At 57.9% G+C, this 17,782-nt stretch carries 13 protein-coding genes and 2 pseudogenes; 8 read left to right on the forward strand and 7 right to left on the reverse strand.

The genetic code is table 11. The annotated features are described in order from the left end of the window. The 6 genes from ACQQ2Q_RS21550 to ACQQ2Q_RS21575 form a co-directional block, all read right to left on the reverse strand. Positions 1 to 929 (reverse strand): AAA family ATPase (locus tag ACQQ2Q_RS21550; protein WP_428189197.1); only part of this gene is annotated, 929 nt, incomplete at its 3' end. Beyond that, the gene (locus ACQQ2Q_RS21555; protein ID WP_427142581.1) at positions 926 to 1,417 is read right to left on the reverse strand and encodes an ABC-three component system middle component 2; all 492 of its coding nucleotides are present in this window, start codon (positions 1,415 to 1,417) and stop codon (positions 926 to 928) included. The genes ACQQ2Q_RS21555 and ACQQ2Q_RS21550, both read right to left, overlap by 4 nt. Next, a complete protein-coding gene (locus tag ACQQ2Q_RS21560) occupies positions 1,405 to 2,499 on the reverse strand; it encodes an ABC-three component system protein (protein WP_428189198.1) in 1,095 nt (364 codons plus the stop codon). The genes ACQQ2Q_RS21555 and ACQQ2Q_RS21560 overlap by 13 nt, the downstream gene beginning before the upstream one ends. 270 nt (positions 2,500 to 2,769) lie before the next feature. Next, entirely contained in the window at positions 2,770 to 3,741 is a 972-nt protein-coding gene (locus ACQQ2Q_RS21565; RefSeq protein WP_428189199.1) for a DUF4238 domain-containing protein, read from the reverse strand. Between the two features lie 316 nt (positions 3,742 to 4,057). After that, complete coding sequence (locus ACQQ2Q_RS21570; RefSeq protein WP_428189200.1) at positions 4,058 to 4,492, reverse strand: hypothetical protein; 435 nt, start codon at positions 4,490 to 4,492, stop codon at positions 4,058 to 4,060. Between the two features lie 174 nt (positions 4,493 to 4,666). Beyond that, complete coding sequence (locus tag ACQQ2Q_RS21575) at positions 4,667 to 7,030, reverse strand: hypothetical protein (RefSeq protein WP_428189201.1); 2,364 nt, start codon at positions 7,028 to 7,030, stop codon at positions 4,667 to 4,669. A gap of 239 nt (positions 7,031 to 7,269) precedes the next feature. Here ACQQ2Q_RS21575 and ACQQ2Q_RS21580 point away from each other — a divergent pair. Then, positions 7,270 to 7,401: pseudogene (locus ACQQ2Q_RS21580) on the forward strand (Fic family protein); the annotation flags it as partial. A gap of 163 nt (positions 7,402 to 7,564) precedes the next feature. On the opposite strand, the pseudogene ACQQ2Q_RS21585 reads toward ACQQ2Q_RS21580, so the two are convergent. Further along, positions 7,565 to 8,013 (reverse strand): annotated as a pseudogene (locus tag ACQQ2Q_RS21585) (IS6 family transposase); the annotation flags it as partial. A 375-nt stretch (positions 8,014 to 8,388) separates the two neighbouring features. Here ACQQ2Q_RS21585 and ACQQ2Q_RS21590 point away from each other — a divergent pair. The 7 genes from ACQQ2Q_RS21590 to nirD all read left to right on the forward strand — a co-directional run bounded on the left by ACQQ2Q_RS21590 (position 8,389) and on the right by nirD (position 17,781). Further along, on the forward strand, positions 8,389 to 8,982 hold the full coding sequence (locus tag ACQQ2Q_RS21590; RefSeq protein WP_428189230.1) for an ANTAR domain-containing response regulator: 594 nt from the start codon (positions 8,389 to 8,391) through the stop codon (positions 8,980 to 8,982). A gap of 25 nt (positions 8,983 to 9,007) precedes the next feature. Beyond that, a complete protein-coding gene (locus ACQQ2Q_RS21595) occupies positions 9,008 to 10,288 on the forward strand; it encodes a CmpA/NrtA family ABC transporter substrate-binding protein (RefSeq protein WP_428189202.1) in 1,281 nt (426 codons plus the stop codon). 388 nt (positions 10,289 to 10,676) lie between these two features. Further along, a complete protein-coding gene (locus tag ACQQ2Q_RS21600; protein ID WP_428189231.1) occupies positions 10,677 to 12,035 on the forward strand; it encodes a CmpA/NrtA family ABC transporter substrate-binding protein in 1,359 nt (452 codons plus the stop codon). Between the two features lie 92 nt (positions 12,036 to 12,127). After that, positions 12,128 to 13,213: an ABC transporter permease gene (locus ACQQ2Q_RS21605; protein ID WP_428189203.1), complete on the forward strand. Its 1,086-nt coding sequence runs from the start codon at positions 12,128 to 12,130 to the stop codon at positions 13,211 to 13,213. Positions 13,214 to 13,223: 10 nt separating this feature from the next. Then, on the forward strand, positions 13,224 to 14,984 hold the full coding sequence (locus tag ACQQ2Q_RS21610; protein ID WP_428189204.1) for an ABC transporter ATP-binding protein: 1,761 nt from the start codon (positions 13,224 to 13,226) through the stop codon (positions 14,982 to 14,984). Positions 14,985 to 14,993: 9 nt separating this feature from the next. Then, positions 14,994 to 17,441 carry a nitrite reductase large subunit NirB gene (nirB, locus tag ACQQ2Q_RS21615; RefSeq protein WP_428189205.1) on the forward strand — a complete coding sequence of 816 codons (2,448 nt, stop codon included), beginning with the start codon at positions 14,994 to 14,996 and terminating at the stop codon, positions 17,439 to 17,441. A 4-nt stretch (positions 17,442 to 17,445) separates the two neighbouring features. Then, positions 17,446 to 17,781: a nitrite reductase small subunit NirD gene (nirD, locus tag ACQQ2Q_RS21620; RefSeq protein ID WP_428189206.1), complete on the forward strand. Its 336-nt coding sequence runs from the start codon at positions 17,446 to 17,448 to the stop codon at positions 17,779 to 17,781. The last annotated feature ends 1 nt before the right edge of the window (position 17,782 follow it).

The following is a 17,782-nucleotide window of genomic DNA, read 5'->3' on the forward strand; positions in this document are numbered from 1 at the left end:
ACCAGACGCTCATAATCCGAACCATAGTGCTGTTGCAGAAGATTGAAACGCTCGAGGAGGGTGGCGATCTCTGTGTAACGCTCGTTGGTCGCTTCGAGCTTTTGAATAATCGCCCGCCTCTTGGTCGAGATCGTTTTGAACTTTTCCTCGGTGAACGCGAGTTGCTCGACGCGATTGTCCATCGCCTTCGTGAGCCGGTCCTCTTGATCGGCCAATTCATCTCGGGAGCCGGATATCGACGTGATGCGCTTTTGAGCTTCCGCGATCAGTTGATCGAGAAGATCGATCTGCGCCAAACGTTTCTGCTCCTCGGAAGAGGTGCCTTGGCGCGATAGAAGGGCGGTGTCATCGACACCGGTCAGAAGCATTGTGAATACGGAGGTGTTCGCAGTATTCGCAGTGTAATTTCCGTCCGACAACGGAGAACGCTTCTGGATTATTTCCTCTTCGTTGACGATCGCCAGTCTCGCGAGGTTGCGGAAGCTCAAGGCTTGGGTGTCATCTTTCGCATTCTTTTTGATTCTTTTACCTGCTAGGCCGATTTTTGACAGGAGGAAAGAAGAGAGGTTTGATTCATCGCGTTCGTTGTGGATCTCTCCAAGGGTACTACCGCCTGTATCCGGAATCGACGTATGCAAACCTTCGAACGCCTGGAACTGTCCGCCAGTCATGCCTCTGAGCAGCGTCGTTTCCGATCCGTCGTCGAAGGCGATCGCGAGCAACACGCGCTCATAGCCCTTTGCTTCCGGAATATCGGGGAGGGGACCTTTGCCGCCAAGCATGAAATCGATTGCTTCGACGATATACGACTTTCCGGTATCGGAGGCCCCATAGACGACGTTCAGGCCGGACTGGAACGAGACGATCGCCGGCTTTCTGTCCTTGCCGTGAAAGGAGAGATGACGGATCTGGAAGCCTGAATATGTCATGATGCCGGCCCGGACGCTTCGTCTTGGAACTCAGATACCCAGTTCGAGAGGAGATTTCGCATCAGATCGTCAAAACCCTCATCGCTGTAATTCTCGAAATGGCCTGCGAGCCATTGGGCGCGCTCATACAATTGCTGCAGGTATGGCGTCTGCAGCGCGGAGACAAAGAATTCAGCATTATCGCCCGCCTGAAACAGTATCCCGCTTTCGTCAGCAAGCTGCTCGATGAGCCCTCGTGACATCATCAAGGCAACAGCTGATTGCACGGACTTCCTTCGAACCTGAGTGACAGGCGACATGATCGGGGTCGGCGGATGCAAGTCCGCTGGACCGTCGACTAAGCTGGTTCTCACGACAAGGTAGTCCATGGCGGTCAGCCGGTTCAGATCTACTGCTCGCGGAAAATGCGCGTGCAGCACAAAGACCGCCCTCACACCGGTTTCGAGCGGACCATTGAAAGCGGAGGCTGAGGACACTAGCGTCGCCATGTCAGCTTCCCATCGTTCGCGAGCTGGTGACAAATTCCCCGGCGATCCTTGGGCAGGGCGCTTTTGTTAAGCGGGTGCGCATCGAGAGCGATGGATTGCGCCTTTTCGGTCACGGCCACCACTCTTGCAAAACCGTCAGGATGTTCCCCATCATAGGTGTCCTGGATACCATCCAGTATCTCGGCTTGTAATCCTTCGAAAGTTCCGGGCTCCACCTTTTCGCGCACGAACACCCGCAGTGACTCGGCATGATAAAATGCCTCACGGGATCGCTGGAAGTGGGTTTTCAACGTGGAAAACTTGTCTAGCTGCGAGGCGGTTGCGACCGCCTCTCCTTTATGCTCTGAGTAGGCGTCGAGGAGCTTGCTTGTATAGGTCGTCTCAGCTTCCTCGACCTCGGCTGGGACAGCGTCGGGTTGCGGACGCGACGGCAGGCCACCACCGAATCGACTAAGATGGTAGGGCGTTTTGGCATGAGCCTCGATGATTGTCCGCGGCTGTTCAGCAGAAAAGATCCTGAAGTCGAAACTACTGACGTAGTCGAGAAATTTGCCTTCCAGTTTGACCGGACCGGGTGAGGTGATTTTTCCGGCGATGGATTTGTCCCATTCCGCGATTACCTTCGTTTTCAGCTTATCCGCGTTGGTCAGCAAAAGGGATAGCGACGTAGAGGCCCCTTTCGGCGCGATAAAGCGGCATGCTCTCGGGGCTTTGTATACGCCCGAGAACGAATACCAAAGGATCTTTCCGATTTCTGGAGCGGCTACGCTGAAACCCAAGGGGGCACTATAATGCTTGCACTGATGATTATCCCAAGTGCCGACCAGCTTGTCCGCGTCGCAGAAGCCGGCAATGTCTATTCCCTTGTCACCAGCGCCGGTCGGACGCATGACGCCGACATAAGTAGATTTGAGAGAATGCACCCATTCGTCGATGAACGTTTCCCACTCGCTGGCCTCATAGGTCTGAATGATCTTGAGGGGATCAATCCGTGGTCCGTTCTCGAATTCGTGCGCTAGCAGGATCCTAGCGGACGGTAGGTCTTTCACCGCGTCTTGTAAAGAAATCAATGTCGCCTGCATTGCAGCCCTGCGCTCGAGCCAAATCTTATGTGTTTTAAGGTTTTAGTCATAGCAGGGGCAATGATACATGCAACCTCAAGTACGTCGCTTAGTGCTGGTGACCGCCTCTTTCCACCTTCATTTTGTTTATTCCAGAAATCGAACTATTGACACCACGAATCGCCGTTGCATGTCGTAACGGTCGAAGGCGCTGTGATAAACTTTCGATCCCACGCCCTAGCGTTGCCCGCATTCGCAATTTGGTCGCGATTATAAATTTATGTCGGGTTTTTAGTTTTTAACTTGATCAATCTTTGCCGGGGCGGCTTTCGAAATCCGCAGTGTAGAGACGATCATCTGGCCGCCACCCTGTGGTATCCGCGAGATTTCTGGCTCAATCTTGAACCACCGGTGTTTTTCGACGAACCCCGGGATCCAAGGCAGATCCTCCGAGAAGTAGACCACGCTCTCCGCGCATTGTACAATCCGGCGATTGATCTCCGCTGCATCTTGGCGCCGAATGTTGATCCTACGGGTTCTCAGGTTCGCAAACCTTAAATCCAGCCGGCCTCGTTGTTCGAGGTCCGGCAGGATGCGGATGGCGAGACTGGGTGCAAGAGGCAGGATCCGGTTGACTATACCAGCTCGCCCCGAAGGCTCGATTGCAAGCGGATAGTCGCTTGTGAAAAACGGTGTTGATGGATTCTCATTAATAAGAATGTCCCAGCATGAATTTCCCCAGATCGACGTACTACGAAGGATATTGGTGATCCCCATGGATTGCGGATACTTGGGATCGACCGTCACCAAGACTTCCTCGCTGTCCAACAGCTGGGCCAACGTCTTGCCTCTGAACACGGAGGGTGGCGGCGGAAGCATACCCGATTCTTCAAGCATGGCGGTTGTCACGGCGACGGTTTCCTGAAGCGGTCGCGAATGGATGCGCATACCGCCAGGCGCGCATCCCTGGACATAGGCAGCGAAGCCGGCAATCGCGAATACGGATTCGGGATCGAGTCGACCTTCTCGCAGCTTGACCAAAGCAGAGTTGTACCTTGGCTCCACGCCGTGCAAGAATTCCTCAATGACGCGGGGTTCCTGCAGATAGGGGTTGGTGCTGCCGTCCTCGATGCGACATTGGCTATAGGCGTCACAGGTATAGCGCTTCAAGTCCGTTTTCTTCATCGCATACATGCGCTCCCCGAGCGCTGGAGCGTAGAAATTCTTCAGATGGACTTGGGAGACATAGTGATCAAGAGCCACAGCAGCACCTGAATGGACCATAGCGCGAATGGTGGATTGCCGCCGAGTGTTGCTCAGCAGTAGGCGCCGGATTCGTGCCTGTCATCTTGTCAAGCACGCCGGCGATATGGTTTGGCGTGGTTGTTTCCAGAGATCGGACGCAACAACCCCTCGCCCAGCTCAAAAGCTTGCTCCTATCTCAGCAGAACCAGAGCGTGTTTGATTTGCGGACTTGGGTAATAGAGAATTCCGTGATGCCTGTCCGGGCTTTGTCGGAATATGACCGACAAAGCCCGGCAGCAGTGTGCGTTGGGAAAGCAAGATTAGCAGATCCATGCTAGTCCTCCAGAACAGGCGGGAGAATATCCTCCAATTGCTGCATGACCGAATGGTAAGCCGCTCCTAAAGTAGCCCGAGTGTAATTATCGTAAATCATGAAGTCCGCCTCATGGAGGACACTGGCTGTAAACTGCTCATGCCAGACCGAATTTGCGGCGACAATTACCGCTTGGTCGATCTCTGTAAACTGGTCGGCTGTGATGTCGATGATGATATCGCCATGCTGGATCCACGCATGGGTATGGTCGCCTTTCTCGCCAAGCACATAATCGAAGGTGCCTAGAACCTGCAATTTGAGAAAATGCCCTAACAGTAGTGTCGCGTCTCCGCAGGCACCATGTGGGGACGATTGCACAGTGATCGGCAACTGGCTGCGAGGCGTCGCCTCAATCGCGTCGCGGAAACGTCGGGCGAGATTATCGAGTTGATCCATATCTAGATTCTCGCTGCTTTCAGCCCAATGCAAAGGGCATTATCTCAAGCATTCAGTGCCTTAACGTCAACTTATATAGCTGGTCTTAGGTTCGAATATCATCAAGGTGAAGACGAGGACGCTCGGCCCAGATACAACAGTCCTGAGTATCCGAGCCGAGCATCTCATTCGATCCTACGCAGCTTCCCAAACCCGATTGAGGATCTTTGCGGCCAGCGCGGCTTTGTCTTGCGGAAGGAAGCGACCGTAGTGCTGCTGAACTACATCGGGTGTATCCTGAATTGCGTAGCTCGCCTGCTCGTAGGATCCGGTCTGCTTCAGAATATGCGTCGCGAGAATATCCCGCAGGTTATGGGGGCCATGCGGCAACAAGCCTTTGATGGCACCACGCCCGGTGTAAGGGTTGTAAATTCCATAGCGTTGGATGACTGTCCTCCAAGCTTCGTAGAACGTGGTCGAGTTGTAAGCTGCATCGGTGCTGTTGGTCTTCACCGTTTTGACGAACAGCGTTCCGGGGTCTCTGGCGCCTCCAAGAAGGACACCACGATGACGGTCGATATAGGCATCGAGATATTGGTAGAGGTCGAGCAGGTCCGGCAATATCAGCCGAAATGGTTTCTGTCCGAAGAAGGATGAACCGGAGTTTTTGAATGCGACCGACGGGATAAGGACCTCCCACCCTTGGTCGCGATCACTCCAGCGCAGCTCACCGCATTTCAAATCCTCCAGCCGGCGCTCTGACGTCGGATAGTGTCCGCGGGGGCAGACACGAAGTTGGCGAAGGTTCTTTTGCCTGAGCCCAAGGTGCAGTCCCAGGCGAAGCAACAGGAATGATCTAACGGCCTCGGCGGCCGGTCGGGGATATCTGGCCTCATCCGGCATACGTCTCACGATCTCGTCCGTGATTTTGCGATATTCCGCCAGCGGGCTGTCCGCTTCGAGTACGCACATGATCGGTTCAAATGGATCGCGATGCACGCGCATCACGCGCTGGATCTCCTTGGAACGGTTAGCGGCATGTCGGTGAAACGCATCGCAGGCGCCATGCCAATCGCGAGCCGCGAAATCGATTTCTTCCTGCTCAATCAGGCCCGCAATTGGCCTGACATTCCGAAGCAGCTCCGGATGCTGCCGGATCCAACCGACTTCCGCGCGAGATAGGGCTTGGGCGACCATCAGCATGTCCTCTTCCCACTTGGTGTAGAAGCCACGTCGCTGCTCTCGCCACTGCAGATACCAGTCCCAAACACCGGGAAAGACGAGAAGGCCGAAGCTCAACCGGCTGAGTGGCACACCAAAACCCTTCACGACACCGTTTGGCGAGGCAGCAAGCGCACCAAACATCAAACCGAGGTGCTCAATCTTCTGGGAGGCCGTTTCTTCACCCCAGACGCCGTTCCGTTGGAACCCAATCGCCGTCAGCGTCGAAGTCTTGAAGCGGATGAGATCAGCCATTTCCATGGCAAGTCTCGGCGGTGCGTAGATAACGCCAGAGAGCAGATCAGGATCATCAAGTTCTGCGGCAACGTTCTGATTGGCGCCGACCGCCGAGGCCAACGATCGAGAGGAAAGAAAGCTGCTGCCATAGGTGACGCCGGGAAAGCGGATGGCATATCGCTGCTTGCTGGCCGCCGCCTGATAGCGGCGATATTCCGTAGAGCCGGAAATGATCACCCGGCGCACCCAATCGAGGATCTCCTCGCGCTTGGTAAAGGGCAGGCTGTTGAAGTCCTCGGGTAGGTGTAATGAAATCCGTCGACGCTCAGATGGGCTGATGTCTCCGAGATCGTGACCATAAAGCGAGCGCGCCTGATGCGGCAGTTTCTCTTTGAAATATCCTTCTGCAAGCCGATAGCGTCGCTCGATGCGGCGGAGAATATTGAAACTGGCAACGGATCGAGGCACACGCTCTCCCTGGATCCAGGATAGCAGCGTCTTATTGTCGAAGGTTTCATTCAGATGAGCAACGGCGCGGTAAAGCTGCCAATAGGTTTCGCCGAACCGACGCATATGATAAACCAATGCATCTTGAAAGCTTACCGGGTCCTCTGTCGCGTCGAATAGTGGTTCCGGGAAAGGGCTGATCGGTTTTGGAGCAGGCCCACCTGGCGCCGATTCAGATGGGAAAACGATGCCATCGGCCGTTGCACGTCGCGGCTTTCTGGTTGAAGGCGCGGAGGCTGCTTTTTTGGTGGGCGCCATTTTGTCCGGGCTAGCGGTCGGATTTGGTGGCCGTTGTTCTTCGACTGCTGGCGGTCCGTCTAGCCAACGGATGATTGCGTCCAGGCCTGGCTGGAGCTGCTTTTTCAGTCCTGCAGTCAGCTCAGCTTCGACATCGCAGACCTGGCCTATAGCCGTCCAGTCGAGTTGGCCGCTCCTGAGCGGGGGCGATCTCCGATAGATGATCAAGCTCATCAGGAAGGGCCGGATGTTCTCCAGCACCCGCTTGGATGTGATCGGCGCGATACGCAGTTCGCAGAATTGGGATATTTTTCGCTGAAAATGACGTGATGAAAGATCGTGTTTGGGCATGCTCATTCCGTTTCCCTAGGCAACAGTGCCGAGGGCGAGCGGAAATATGAGGCGAGCTTTAACAAAGCATGTATCGGGCGTGTCACTTCTGATGGCACCCGTTCATCGTATTAGACGCCAATGTCGCCTGGAACAAAGCCCAAGAGCTCAAGTCGGCGCGTTAATTAAGCGCGCTTATCTAAGTCTGTCGATTAATTAAATGAAATGCGTCTTGCTTAAATAAGGCGCGGGGCTGATATTTGGTTATGTCTGATTCCCAATCCAAAAACCGCCTGGGTCGTTTCGTCGAGACGGTCGCTGCCAGTGAAACAGTGCGGGCGTTTGTACCCCCGCCATTGCCGCCCGAGCCGGCAATTGATGTGCTTTCATTGCTAGAGCCGTTCATTTCTAAATGGAATCAGTTCTGTTGGCTCAAACGGAGTCGGATGGCCGGTCGATCAGGCGGCCCGTTTCAGCCAACCCGAAGGGCCGGGCATCTTTCCGCCGAGATCAGCGGCGATCGGCTCGCACATACATTTAGATTCGCCAGAGTAGGGCGTGACCATCTGTCCCGATCTTCCCCGGTGACAGGAGCGGTTCATCTTTGAGCATCTTGCGAAAGAAGCGCTTAGCAGCGTCGAGATCGCGCTTTGCTGTGAGCAAGAAGTCGATCGGGTTTCCGTACTTGTCGATGGCGCGGTACAGGTATCGCCACTTGCCCCGGATCTTGACGTAGGCCTCGTCAATCCTGACTGAGCCACAATGCGGTCGGCGAAATTGGCGCAGTCGCTTTTCGATCACAGGCGCATAGGCTAGGATCCACCTATCGATGGTGCTGTGGTCGACCTCGAAGTCGCGCTCGCGGAACATCTCCTCGATATCTCGATAGCTGAGCGGTGACGCAATTACCAGGTCACCGCCTGCACGATCAGCCACGCTTCGAAATGCCGCCCCTTGAAATCGTCATTCGACTGGCGCTTCAACTTCTCGGCAATGGCATTCAGAATCATGGCTACGCTCCGCTACATCGGGAGCGAAATTTCCACCGCTGTGGTCAACAGCACGTCAACCACAAAAATTTGCAACAGGCCCCTCTCGCCTCATCCTCTCGATGGCATCGGGAATTGCTTCACCATCTGGAATACTCCTCCACCTTCCGAACAGTTCGGCGTTGTCATACCATCTGCAGAGATCGGTCGAGATATCTGGCGTGAGAATTGCATGTCTCCAGGAAGATGTAAGTGGGAGACCGCATTGTCCGTACACACGACCACTCATGCAGTTGCAGGGAAGCCACGGCGCGTTTTGGGCGAAGCAGTGGATCCAGTGAGATGTCTGAGCATCACGCGGCTCTCGTTGTTGTGTGTGGCAACCGCGGCGTGAACATGTCAAAATCCTCCACCGACCTAACGATCCTTGTCATTGACGAAAATGCCATTCGGGCCTCGATCATCGAAGAGGGGCTGAACGAAGCCGGGCATATGAAAGTCCGGGTGATCCATGAAATGCAGGGTGTCGCGCGGCTGGTCGAGACGATGGATCCTGATGTCATCATCATCGACATTGAAAACCCCAATCGTGACATGATGGAGCATATGTTCCAGCTTACCCGCATGATCTCGCGGCCGATCGCGATGTTTGTTGATCGCTCGGACACCGCCGCAATCGAGGCTGCCGTCGATGCCGGCGTGTCGGCCTATGTGGTTGATGGGCTGAAGAAAGAGCGGATCAAGCCTATCCTCGACATGGCGGTCAGCCGCTTCAATGCCTTTAGCCGCCTTCAGCGAGAACTGGTCGAAGCGCGCAATGCGCTTGAGGAACGGAAGGTCATCGAGCGCGCAAAGGGCATCCTGATGAAAATGCGGGGCTTGAGCGAGGAGCAGGCTTTCGCTCTGCTTCGACAGACCGCAATGAATGAGAAGAAGAAGCTGGCCGACATCGCCCAAAGCGTCGTGACGGCTGCGGGACTGCTGCTGTGAGCGCGGCATGGATCGGAGAATACTGGTGAGCGATATGGTTTCAACCCAATCCGGCGACACTGCCATCCATGCGCCAGCGTCTGTGCGTGGCAAGGAGCAGAGGACACTCAGGGCAGGCTACATCCCGCTGATGGATGCCGCGATCCTGATCGTCGCGGCGGAGCTTGGCTTCGCTGAAAGGGAGGGATTGCGCCTCGAACTGGTCAGGGATGTGACCTGGGCCAATGTTCGCGATCGGCTTGCCTTCCGCCAGTTCGACATTGCGCATATGCTTTCGCCGATGCCCGTCGCATCCATGCTCGAGCTTGGATCCAATCCCTCGCCGACCATCGCGCCCTTTTGCCTCGGTCGTGGTGGCAATGCCATCACGCTTTCGGCACGCATCTTCGAACGGATGAAGTCTTTGACGGGGCTGGCCGATGACGCGGATGCGCTTGCCAATGCAAAGGCTCTGGCGGCCTTGCTTGCCGATATGCGGGCACGCGGCGAGACGGTACCTACACTCGGGATGACCTATCCCTTCTCCTCGCATAACTATGAGTTCCGCTACTGGCTGGCGGCTGGCGGCATCGATCCGGACCGGGACGTGAAGCTTGTGGTGGTTCCGCCACCGCTGACTTCGGATGCGCTCGCGGCCGGCGCGATCGATGGGTTCTGCGTCGGGGCGCCCTGGAACATGATTGCGTCGGAACGAGGCACGGGAAGGATCGTTGCGGCCAAGCAGGATATCTGGCCGCTGGCACCGGAGAAGGTGCTCGGCATGCGCCCCGACTGGGCCGATGCCAATGCCGACACGGTCTCCCGTCTGATCGTTGCACTTGATCGGGCGGCGCGCTGGTGCGATGACCCCGCTCACCACAACGAGCTTGCCGAGATCCTGAGCGGGCCGGAATACATCGCAGCGCCAACCAGCATCATTCGCCGCGTATTGAATGGTGAGTTCAGTCTCGATGCGCAGGGCACGAAACGCGTCGTCCCGGATTATTTCCTCTTCCATCGCGGGGCCGCCAACCATCCGAGGCCAGATCAGGCAAGTTGGATTTACAGCCAGATGCTTCGCTGGGGCCAGGCGGACTTCAGCGTTGAAGGCATGACAAATGCGCGGAGCGCTTTTCGGCCGGACCTATATCTGGAAGCGCTGGGACAGGGCGCCGCCTTGCCGGACGAGGCGAGGGAGAAGGGCGATGGCGGCTATGAGGGTTTCATGGATGGCAAGCGCTTTGATCCGGATGATGTCCAGGCTTACGTCGAGCGATTTCCGGTCCGATCAAGCTTATCGTCGAGGCCGAGGATTTCGGATAGCTGATGCGCTGCGGTGCACAAACTTGAGGCATTTGCACCGAAAGTCAGGCCTTCGAACGAGCAGGCTGATCTTATGGCCGTCGAGAGGCGGTCGCATCTCCGGTTAAAACAGCGCTTGTTTTTCACAGGCTTAACCACCGCCAGGTGAAACTGGCACGGCCTTTGCTTTACTACCGATGTCCACGGTCAACGGCGATCGAGGGACGGATGAGCGCCTTAAAGGCGCAGATAACCATCAGACAATGACGTCGCAGGCTTCTTGCTGTCCGGCTCCTCCCGCCAGGACCCCGCAGGAAAGCACGCGGCGTTTTTTCGTTTTTCCGAATGTCACCGTCAATAAAGCTAATCAGGGGAACGCTATGACTTTTCGCAAACTCAGCCTTCATGCGCTTATGAGTTGTCATGTGTCGATGGTCGCGATGCTCACGGCCGGCGCTGCAAATGCCGAAATGCTCGATGTTGAGAAGGACGAGCTCAAGCTCGGCTTCATCAAGCTGACGGACATGGCGCCACTCGCGATTGCCAAGGAAAAGGGCTTCTTCGAAGACGAAGGTCTCTATGTCACGCTTGAACCGCAGGCCAACTGGAAGGTCCTTCTCGACCGGGTGATCACCGGCGAGCTCGACGGCGCCCACATGCTGGCCGGCCAGCCGCTGGCAGCCACGATCGGCTACGGCACCAAGGCCCATATCGTCACGCCCTTCTCCATGGATCTGAACGGCAACGGCATCACTGTGTCGAATGCCGTCTGGGAACAGATGAAGAAGAACGTTCCCGCCGGCGCCGCTGGCAAGCCGCAGCACCCGATCAAGGCCGATGCGCTGAAGCCCGTCATTGATGGCTACAAGTCGCAGGGAAAGCCCTTCAACATGGGCATGGTCTTCCCGGTTTCGACCCACAATTACGAGCTCCGTTACTGGCTCGCCTCCGGCGGCATAAACCCGGGCTTCTACTCGCCAACCGAAGTCGCAGGCCAGATCAAGGCCGACGCGCTGCTCTCCGTCACCCCGCCACCGCAGATGCCGGCAACGCTGGAAGCCGGCACGATCGACGGTTATTGTGTCGGTGAACCGTGGAACCAGGCAGCCGTCGCCAAGGGGATCGGCGTTCCGGTGATCACCGATTATGAGATCTGGAAGAACAATCCGGAAAAGGTCTTCGGCCTGACCGCCGAGTTCACGGAGCAGAACCCGAACACGACGCTCGCGCTGACCAAGGCCCTGATCCGTGCGGCTGAATGGCTGGATGCCGATAACAACGCAAACCGCGCTGAAGCCGTCGAAATCCTGTCCAAGCCCGAATATGTCGGCGCCGATGCGGAGGTCATCGCCAACTCGATGACCGGCACCTTCGAATACGAGAAGGGCGACAAGCGGGAAGTTCCCGACTTCAATGTCTTCTTCCGATACAACGCCACCTATCCCTTCTATTCCGACGCGATCTGGTACCTGACCCAGATGCGCCGTTGGGGCCAGATCCCCGAGTTCAAGGATGACAGCTGGTACGACGAGACTGCCAAGTCCGTCTACAAGCCCGACCTCTACATGAAGGCCGCAGAACTGCTGGTCGAGGAAGGCAACGCGAAGAAGGAAGACTTCCCCTTCGGCACCGATGGCTACAAGCCGGCCACCACCGACTTCATCGATGGCGTGAGCTACGACGGGAAGAAGCCGAACGCCTACATCGACAGCCTCTCCATCGGCCTGAAGGGCAAGGAAAAGATCGAAGGCTCCGAGATCGTCGGCGGCTGATCGAGATGAGCCGGGGCGCGCATCTCCGCGCCCCGGCCTCCCCATCATGAGTACCAGTAGATCAATGCCAACCATGGCCAGGGACTAAAACCATGACCGATGCGACTGAAAGCCTTAGCCCCCCCGACCTTTCCAAGGTTGAGCGCCGTGAGCGCCTCTTCCAGCGGATCAACCGCGCCGCCCGCTGGCTGGATGCCTTCGGCCTCGCCTGGGTGACGCCCATCCTCCGGATGGCAGCCGGAGACAATGTCGGCGAGCAGCTCTCGGAGTTGAAGCGCGTCCTGATCATCCCTCTCGTCGGCATCCTGGCGTTCCTGCTGCTCTGGGGTACGCTCGCGCCACGCGTCCACACCTCGCTCGGTACCATTCCCGGCCCGGCGCAGGTTGCCGAACAGGTCGGTACGCTCTGGCAGGATTACCTCAATGAACGCGAGAAGGCCGCAGCCTTCTACGCCCGTCAGGATGAGCGTAACGCCAAACTGGTCGCCGATGGCCAGCCGGACAAGGTCAAGAACCGCGCCTATACCGGCAAGCCGACCTATATCGACCAGATTGGCACATCGCTCCTGACCGTCGCGCTCGGCTTTCTGGTCGGCACCTTGATCGCCGTTCCGATCGGCATTGCCTCGGGTCTCTCGAAGAGTTTCAACGGCGCCATCAACCCGCTGATCCAGATCTTTAAGCCGGTTTCACCGCTCGCCTGGCTGCCGATCGTCACCATGGGGATCTCCGCCCTCTACGTGGATCCGGTCGACTGGCTTCCGAAATCGATGGTGATTTCCGCCATCACAGTCACACTCTGTTCGCTGTGGCCCACCCTGATCAACACCGCTGTCGGCGTCGCCTCGATCGACAAGGATCTCGTCAATGTCGGCAAGGTCCTGCAGCTTTCAACCGGCACCACGATCCGCAAGCTGGTGCTGCCCTCTGCCCTGCCGCTGATCTTCACGGGTCTCCGTCTGTCGCTGGGCGTGGGCTGGATGGTGCTGATCGCCGCTGAAATGCTCGCCCAGAACCCGGGTCTCGGCAAGTTCGTCTGGGACGAGTTCCAGAATGGTTCTTCCAGCTCGCTCGCCCGCATTATGGTCGCCGTCTTCACCATCGGCATCATCGGCTTTGCGCTCGACCGGGTCATGTACGCGCTGCAGTCCGCCTTCACCTTCACGCAGAACCGTTGAGGAGGCGCGCATGAGCATGCTCCAACTCAAGGACGTCTCGAAAAGCTTCGGCGATGGAAAGACCCGCAATGAAGTCCTGGCCGACGTCAATCTGGCGGTTGCCGAAGGCGAGTTCATCGCCATCGTCGGCTTCTCCGGCTCGGGCAAATCCACCCTGATCTCGCTCCTGACGGGACTTGCCCGTCCGGACGTAGGCAAAGTGCTGTTCAAGGGTGAAGAAATCGTGGGACCGGACAGTGCCCGCGGCGTGGTTTTCCAGAACTACTCGCTGATGCCCTGGCTTTCGGTCCGCGCCAATGTCGCGCTTGCGGTCGATGCCGTCCACACAACGAAGTCCAAGGCCGAGCGTGCGGAACTGGTCGATGGCTATATTGCGATGGTCGGCCTTGCCCATGCCACCGACCGCAAGCCTTCGGAACTCTCGGGCGGCATGCGCCAGCGTGTGTCCGTCGCCCGCGCGCTCGCCATGCAGCCGGAAGTGCTTCTCCTCGACGAGCCGCTCTCAGCACTCGACGCGCTCACGCGCTCCAAGCTGCAGGACGAGTTTGCGGCCATCTGCGAGAAGGAAAAGAAAACCATCGTCCTTGTCACCAATGACGTCGACGAGGCGATCCTGCTTGCCGACCGGATCATCCCGCTCACGCCCGGCCCGAAGGCAACGCTGGGTAAAAGTTTTGATGTCAAGCTTGCCCGGCCGCGCGACCGCGCCGATATGAACTCCGACGAGGAATTCATGCGCATCCGCGCCGAGGTAACTGAATATCTGATGGATCTCGGCAAGAGCCGCGGCAGCGACCTTGAAACCGGGATTGTTCTGCCGAACGTCGTGCCGATCACCCAGAAGCCCCAGCCGGGAAAACTGCCGGAAGCCTACACGCGCAAGGCTCAGTCGGCGATCGACAAGGGCTATGTCGAATTCTTCGAAGTGGAGAAGGTTTACCCGACCTCGAAGGGGCCGCTTACCGTCGTCGATGGTTTCGACCTCAAGATGCGGCAGGGCGAATTCATCTCGATCATCGGCCATTCGGGCTGCGGCAAGTCGACGGTGCTCTCGATGGTCGCGGGCCTTAACCCGATCTCGTCGGGCGGCATCATTCTCGACGGTCGTGAAGTCTCCGGCGCGGGTCCTGATCGTGCCGTCGTCTTCCAGGCGCCCTCGCTGATGCCTTGGCTGACCGCCCGCGAAAACGTGGCTCTCGGGGTCGACAAGGTCTATCCCGATGCAAGCCCCGCCGAACGTCGCGACATTGTCGAGTATTATCTCGCCCGTGTCGGTCTCGGTGACAGCATGCACCGCTATGCCGCCGACCTGTCGAACGGCATGAAGCAGCGTGTTGGCATTGCGCGCGCCTTTGCCCTGTCCCCCAAGCTGCTTCTGCTCGATGAGCCCTTCGGCATGCTCGACAGCCTGACCCGCTGGGAGCTGCAGGAAGTGCTGATGGATGTGTGGAAGCGCACCAAGGTCACCGCGATCTGCGTTACCCATGACGTCGACGAGGCGATCCTGCTCGCCGACCGGGTGGTGATGATGTCCAACGGCCCGAATGCCAAGATTGGCAACATCATGGAGGTCGACCTGCCGCGGCCACGCAGCCGCAAGGCGCTGCTCGCCCATCCTGACTACTACGCCTATCGCGAGGAGCTTCTGGAGTTCCTCGAGGCCTATGAAGGCGGCGCAAACCCAAGCGCCAAGGAACTTGCATCCATCCAGGAAAGATGCGCCGCCCGCGTCAAGCGGCAGCAGGCCGCCCGTATCGAAGCTGCGGAATAGGAGAAAGCCATGACGGAAAAACTGGTCATTATCGGCAATGGCATGGCGCCGGGCCGCATGCTGGAGGAATTGTTCGAAAAGGCCCTAGGCCTCTACGACGTGACGATCTTCAATGCCGAACCACGCGTGAACTACGACCGCATCATGCTGTCGCCGGTTCTCTCGGGTGAGAAAGCCTATGACGACATCGTCATCCATACCGATGCCTGGTACGAAGCCAACAACGTGACCCTCCACAAGGGCGCCAAGGTGACGGAGATCGACCGGGCGAAGAAGACGGTCACCGCAGCAAACGGCGTGACGGCAGCCTACGACAAACTCGTCATCGCCACCGGCTCGCTGCCCTTCATCATCCCGGTACCCGGACATCAACTGCCCGGCGTTCTGCCGTATCGCGATCTCGACGATGTCGAGAAAATGCTGAAGATTGCGCAAGGCAAGGGCAGGGCCATCGTCATCGGTGCTGGCCTGCTCGGCCTGGAAGCGGCCTATGGCCTGAAGCGGCAGGGCATGGATGTCACCGTCATCCACCTTATGCCAACCATCATGGAGCGCCAGCTCGATCCAGCCGCCGCCTATCTCCTCGAAAAGGCGCTCACTGAACGCGGTATCGACATCATCACCAAGGCCAACACCAAGCAGATCCTCGGAACCGAAAAGGTCGAAGGCATCGAGCTGGAAGACGGCCGTGTGATCGAGGGCGACATGGTGATCATGGCCGTAGGCATCCGCCCGGCCTCGCAGCTCGCCAAGGATGCCGGTATCGCGGTCAACCGCGGCATTGTCGTCGACGACGGCATGATGACGTCGGACCCCAACGTGTTTGCGCTCGGTGAATGCGCCGAACATCGAGGAACCTGTTACGGCCTCGTCGCACCGCTCTATGAAGCCGCCCGGGTTCTCGCCGATCGGCTGACCGGCGGCACCAGCGAATATCACGGCTCCGTCGTCAACACGAAGCTGAAGGTCACTGGCATCAATCTGTTCTCCGCAGGCGACTTCGCAGAAGCACCCGATCGAGAGGAGATCGTTCTGCGCGACGCCTCGGCGGGGATCTACAAGCGGCTCGTGCTGAAGGACAACAAGATCCTTGGGGCCGTGCTCTATGGCGAAACGGGAGATGGCTCCTGGTTCTTCGACCTGATGAAGCGTGGAACCGATATCTCGCAGATGCGCGATACCTTGATCTTCGGCCAGTCCTACCAGGGGGGCACCCCGCTGGACCCTATGGCGGCCGTTGCAGCCTTGCCGGATGATGCGGAAATCTGCGGCTGCAACGGCGTCTGCAAGGGCAAGATAACCTCGGCGATCACCGGCAAGGGTTTGACGACGCTGGATGGCGTGCGTGCCCATACCAAGGCGTCCGCTTCCTGCGGCAACTGTACGGGTCTCGTCGAGCAGCTGATGTCGCTGACGCTCGGGGATGCCTACAATCCCGCCGCCGTCACGCCCATGTGCTCTTGCACCGAACTCGGTCACGACGACGTGCGTCGCCTGATCAAGGCCAAGGGGCTCAAGACCATTCCCGCTGTCATGCAGGAACTGGAATGGAAGACCTCCTGCGGCTGCGCCAAATGCCGTCCGGCGCTCAACTACTACCTCGTCTGCGACTGGCCCGACGAATATGCAGACGACTACCAGTCCCGTTTCATCAACGAGCGCGTGCACGCCAATATCCAGAAGAACGGCACCTATTCCGTCGTGCCGCGCATGTGGGGTGGCGTAACCAATGCCGCCGAACTGCGTGCCATCGCAGATGTCGTCGACAAGTTCGAGATCCCGATGGTCAAGGTCACCGGCGGCCAGCGCATCGACCTGCTCGGTATCGAGAAGGAAGACCTGCCCGCTGTATGGGCCGATCTGGGCAAGGCCGGCTTTGTGTCCGGTCAGGCTTACGCAAAGGGACTCCGCACCGTGAAGACCTGCGTCGGCTCCGACTGGTGCCGCTTTGGCACGCAGGATTCGACCGGTCTTGGCATCCGCATCGAGAAATTCATGTGGGGCTCCTGGACCCCGGCCAAGCTGAAGCTTGCCGTTTCCGGCTGTCCGCGCAACTGCGCCGAGGCGACCTGCAAGGATATCGGCGTTATCTGCGTCGATAGCGGCTTTGAGATCCATTTCGCCGGAGCTGCCGGCCTCGACATCAAGGGCACGGATGTTCTTGGCCTCGTGAAGACCGAGGACGAGGCGCTCGAGCATATCGTCGCGCTCACCCAGATGTATCGCGAGCAGGGTCGTTATCTGGAGCGCATCTACAAATGGGCAAAACGCATTGGTCATGACGAGATCCGCCGTCAGATCATGGAGGATGCCGACAAGCGCCGTTCCTACTACGACCGCTTCGTTTTCAGCCAGAAATTCGCGCAGGTCGACCCCTGGTCCGAGCGCGTCTCGGGCAAGGACAAGCATGAGTTCAAGCCTATGGCGACCATCCAATACAATCAGGCTGCGGAGTGAGGCGATGAACGGAAACTGGATCGCAATCGGCATCATTGACGACATTCCGCTACGTGGCGCGCGCTGCGTGAAGACCCCCCAAGGCAAGATCGGCGTGTTCCGCACAGCCGAGAACGAAGTCTTCGCCATCGAGGATCACTGCCCCCACAAGGGGGGTCCACTGACGCAAGGCATCGTCCATGGAAAAGCGGTGACCTGCCCACTGCACAACTGGGTCATATCGCTGGAAACCGGCCGCGCGCTCGGGGCCGACGAAGGCGAGGTCAAGACCATTCCAGTCCGCAATATCGACGGTCATCTCTCCATCATGCTCGACAGCATGTTGGTCGCGGCCGAGTGAC

It is taken from the genome of Agrobacterium sp. ES01 (assembly GCF_050320885.1).
GTDB lineage: Bacteria > Pseudomonadota > Alphaproteobacteria > Rhizobiales > Rhizobiaceae > Allorhizobium.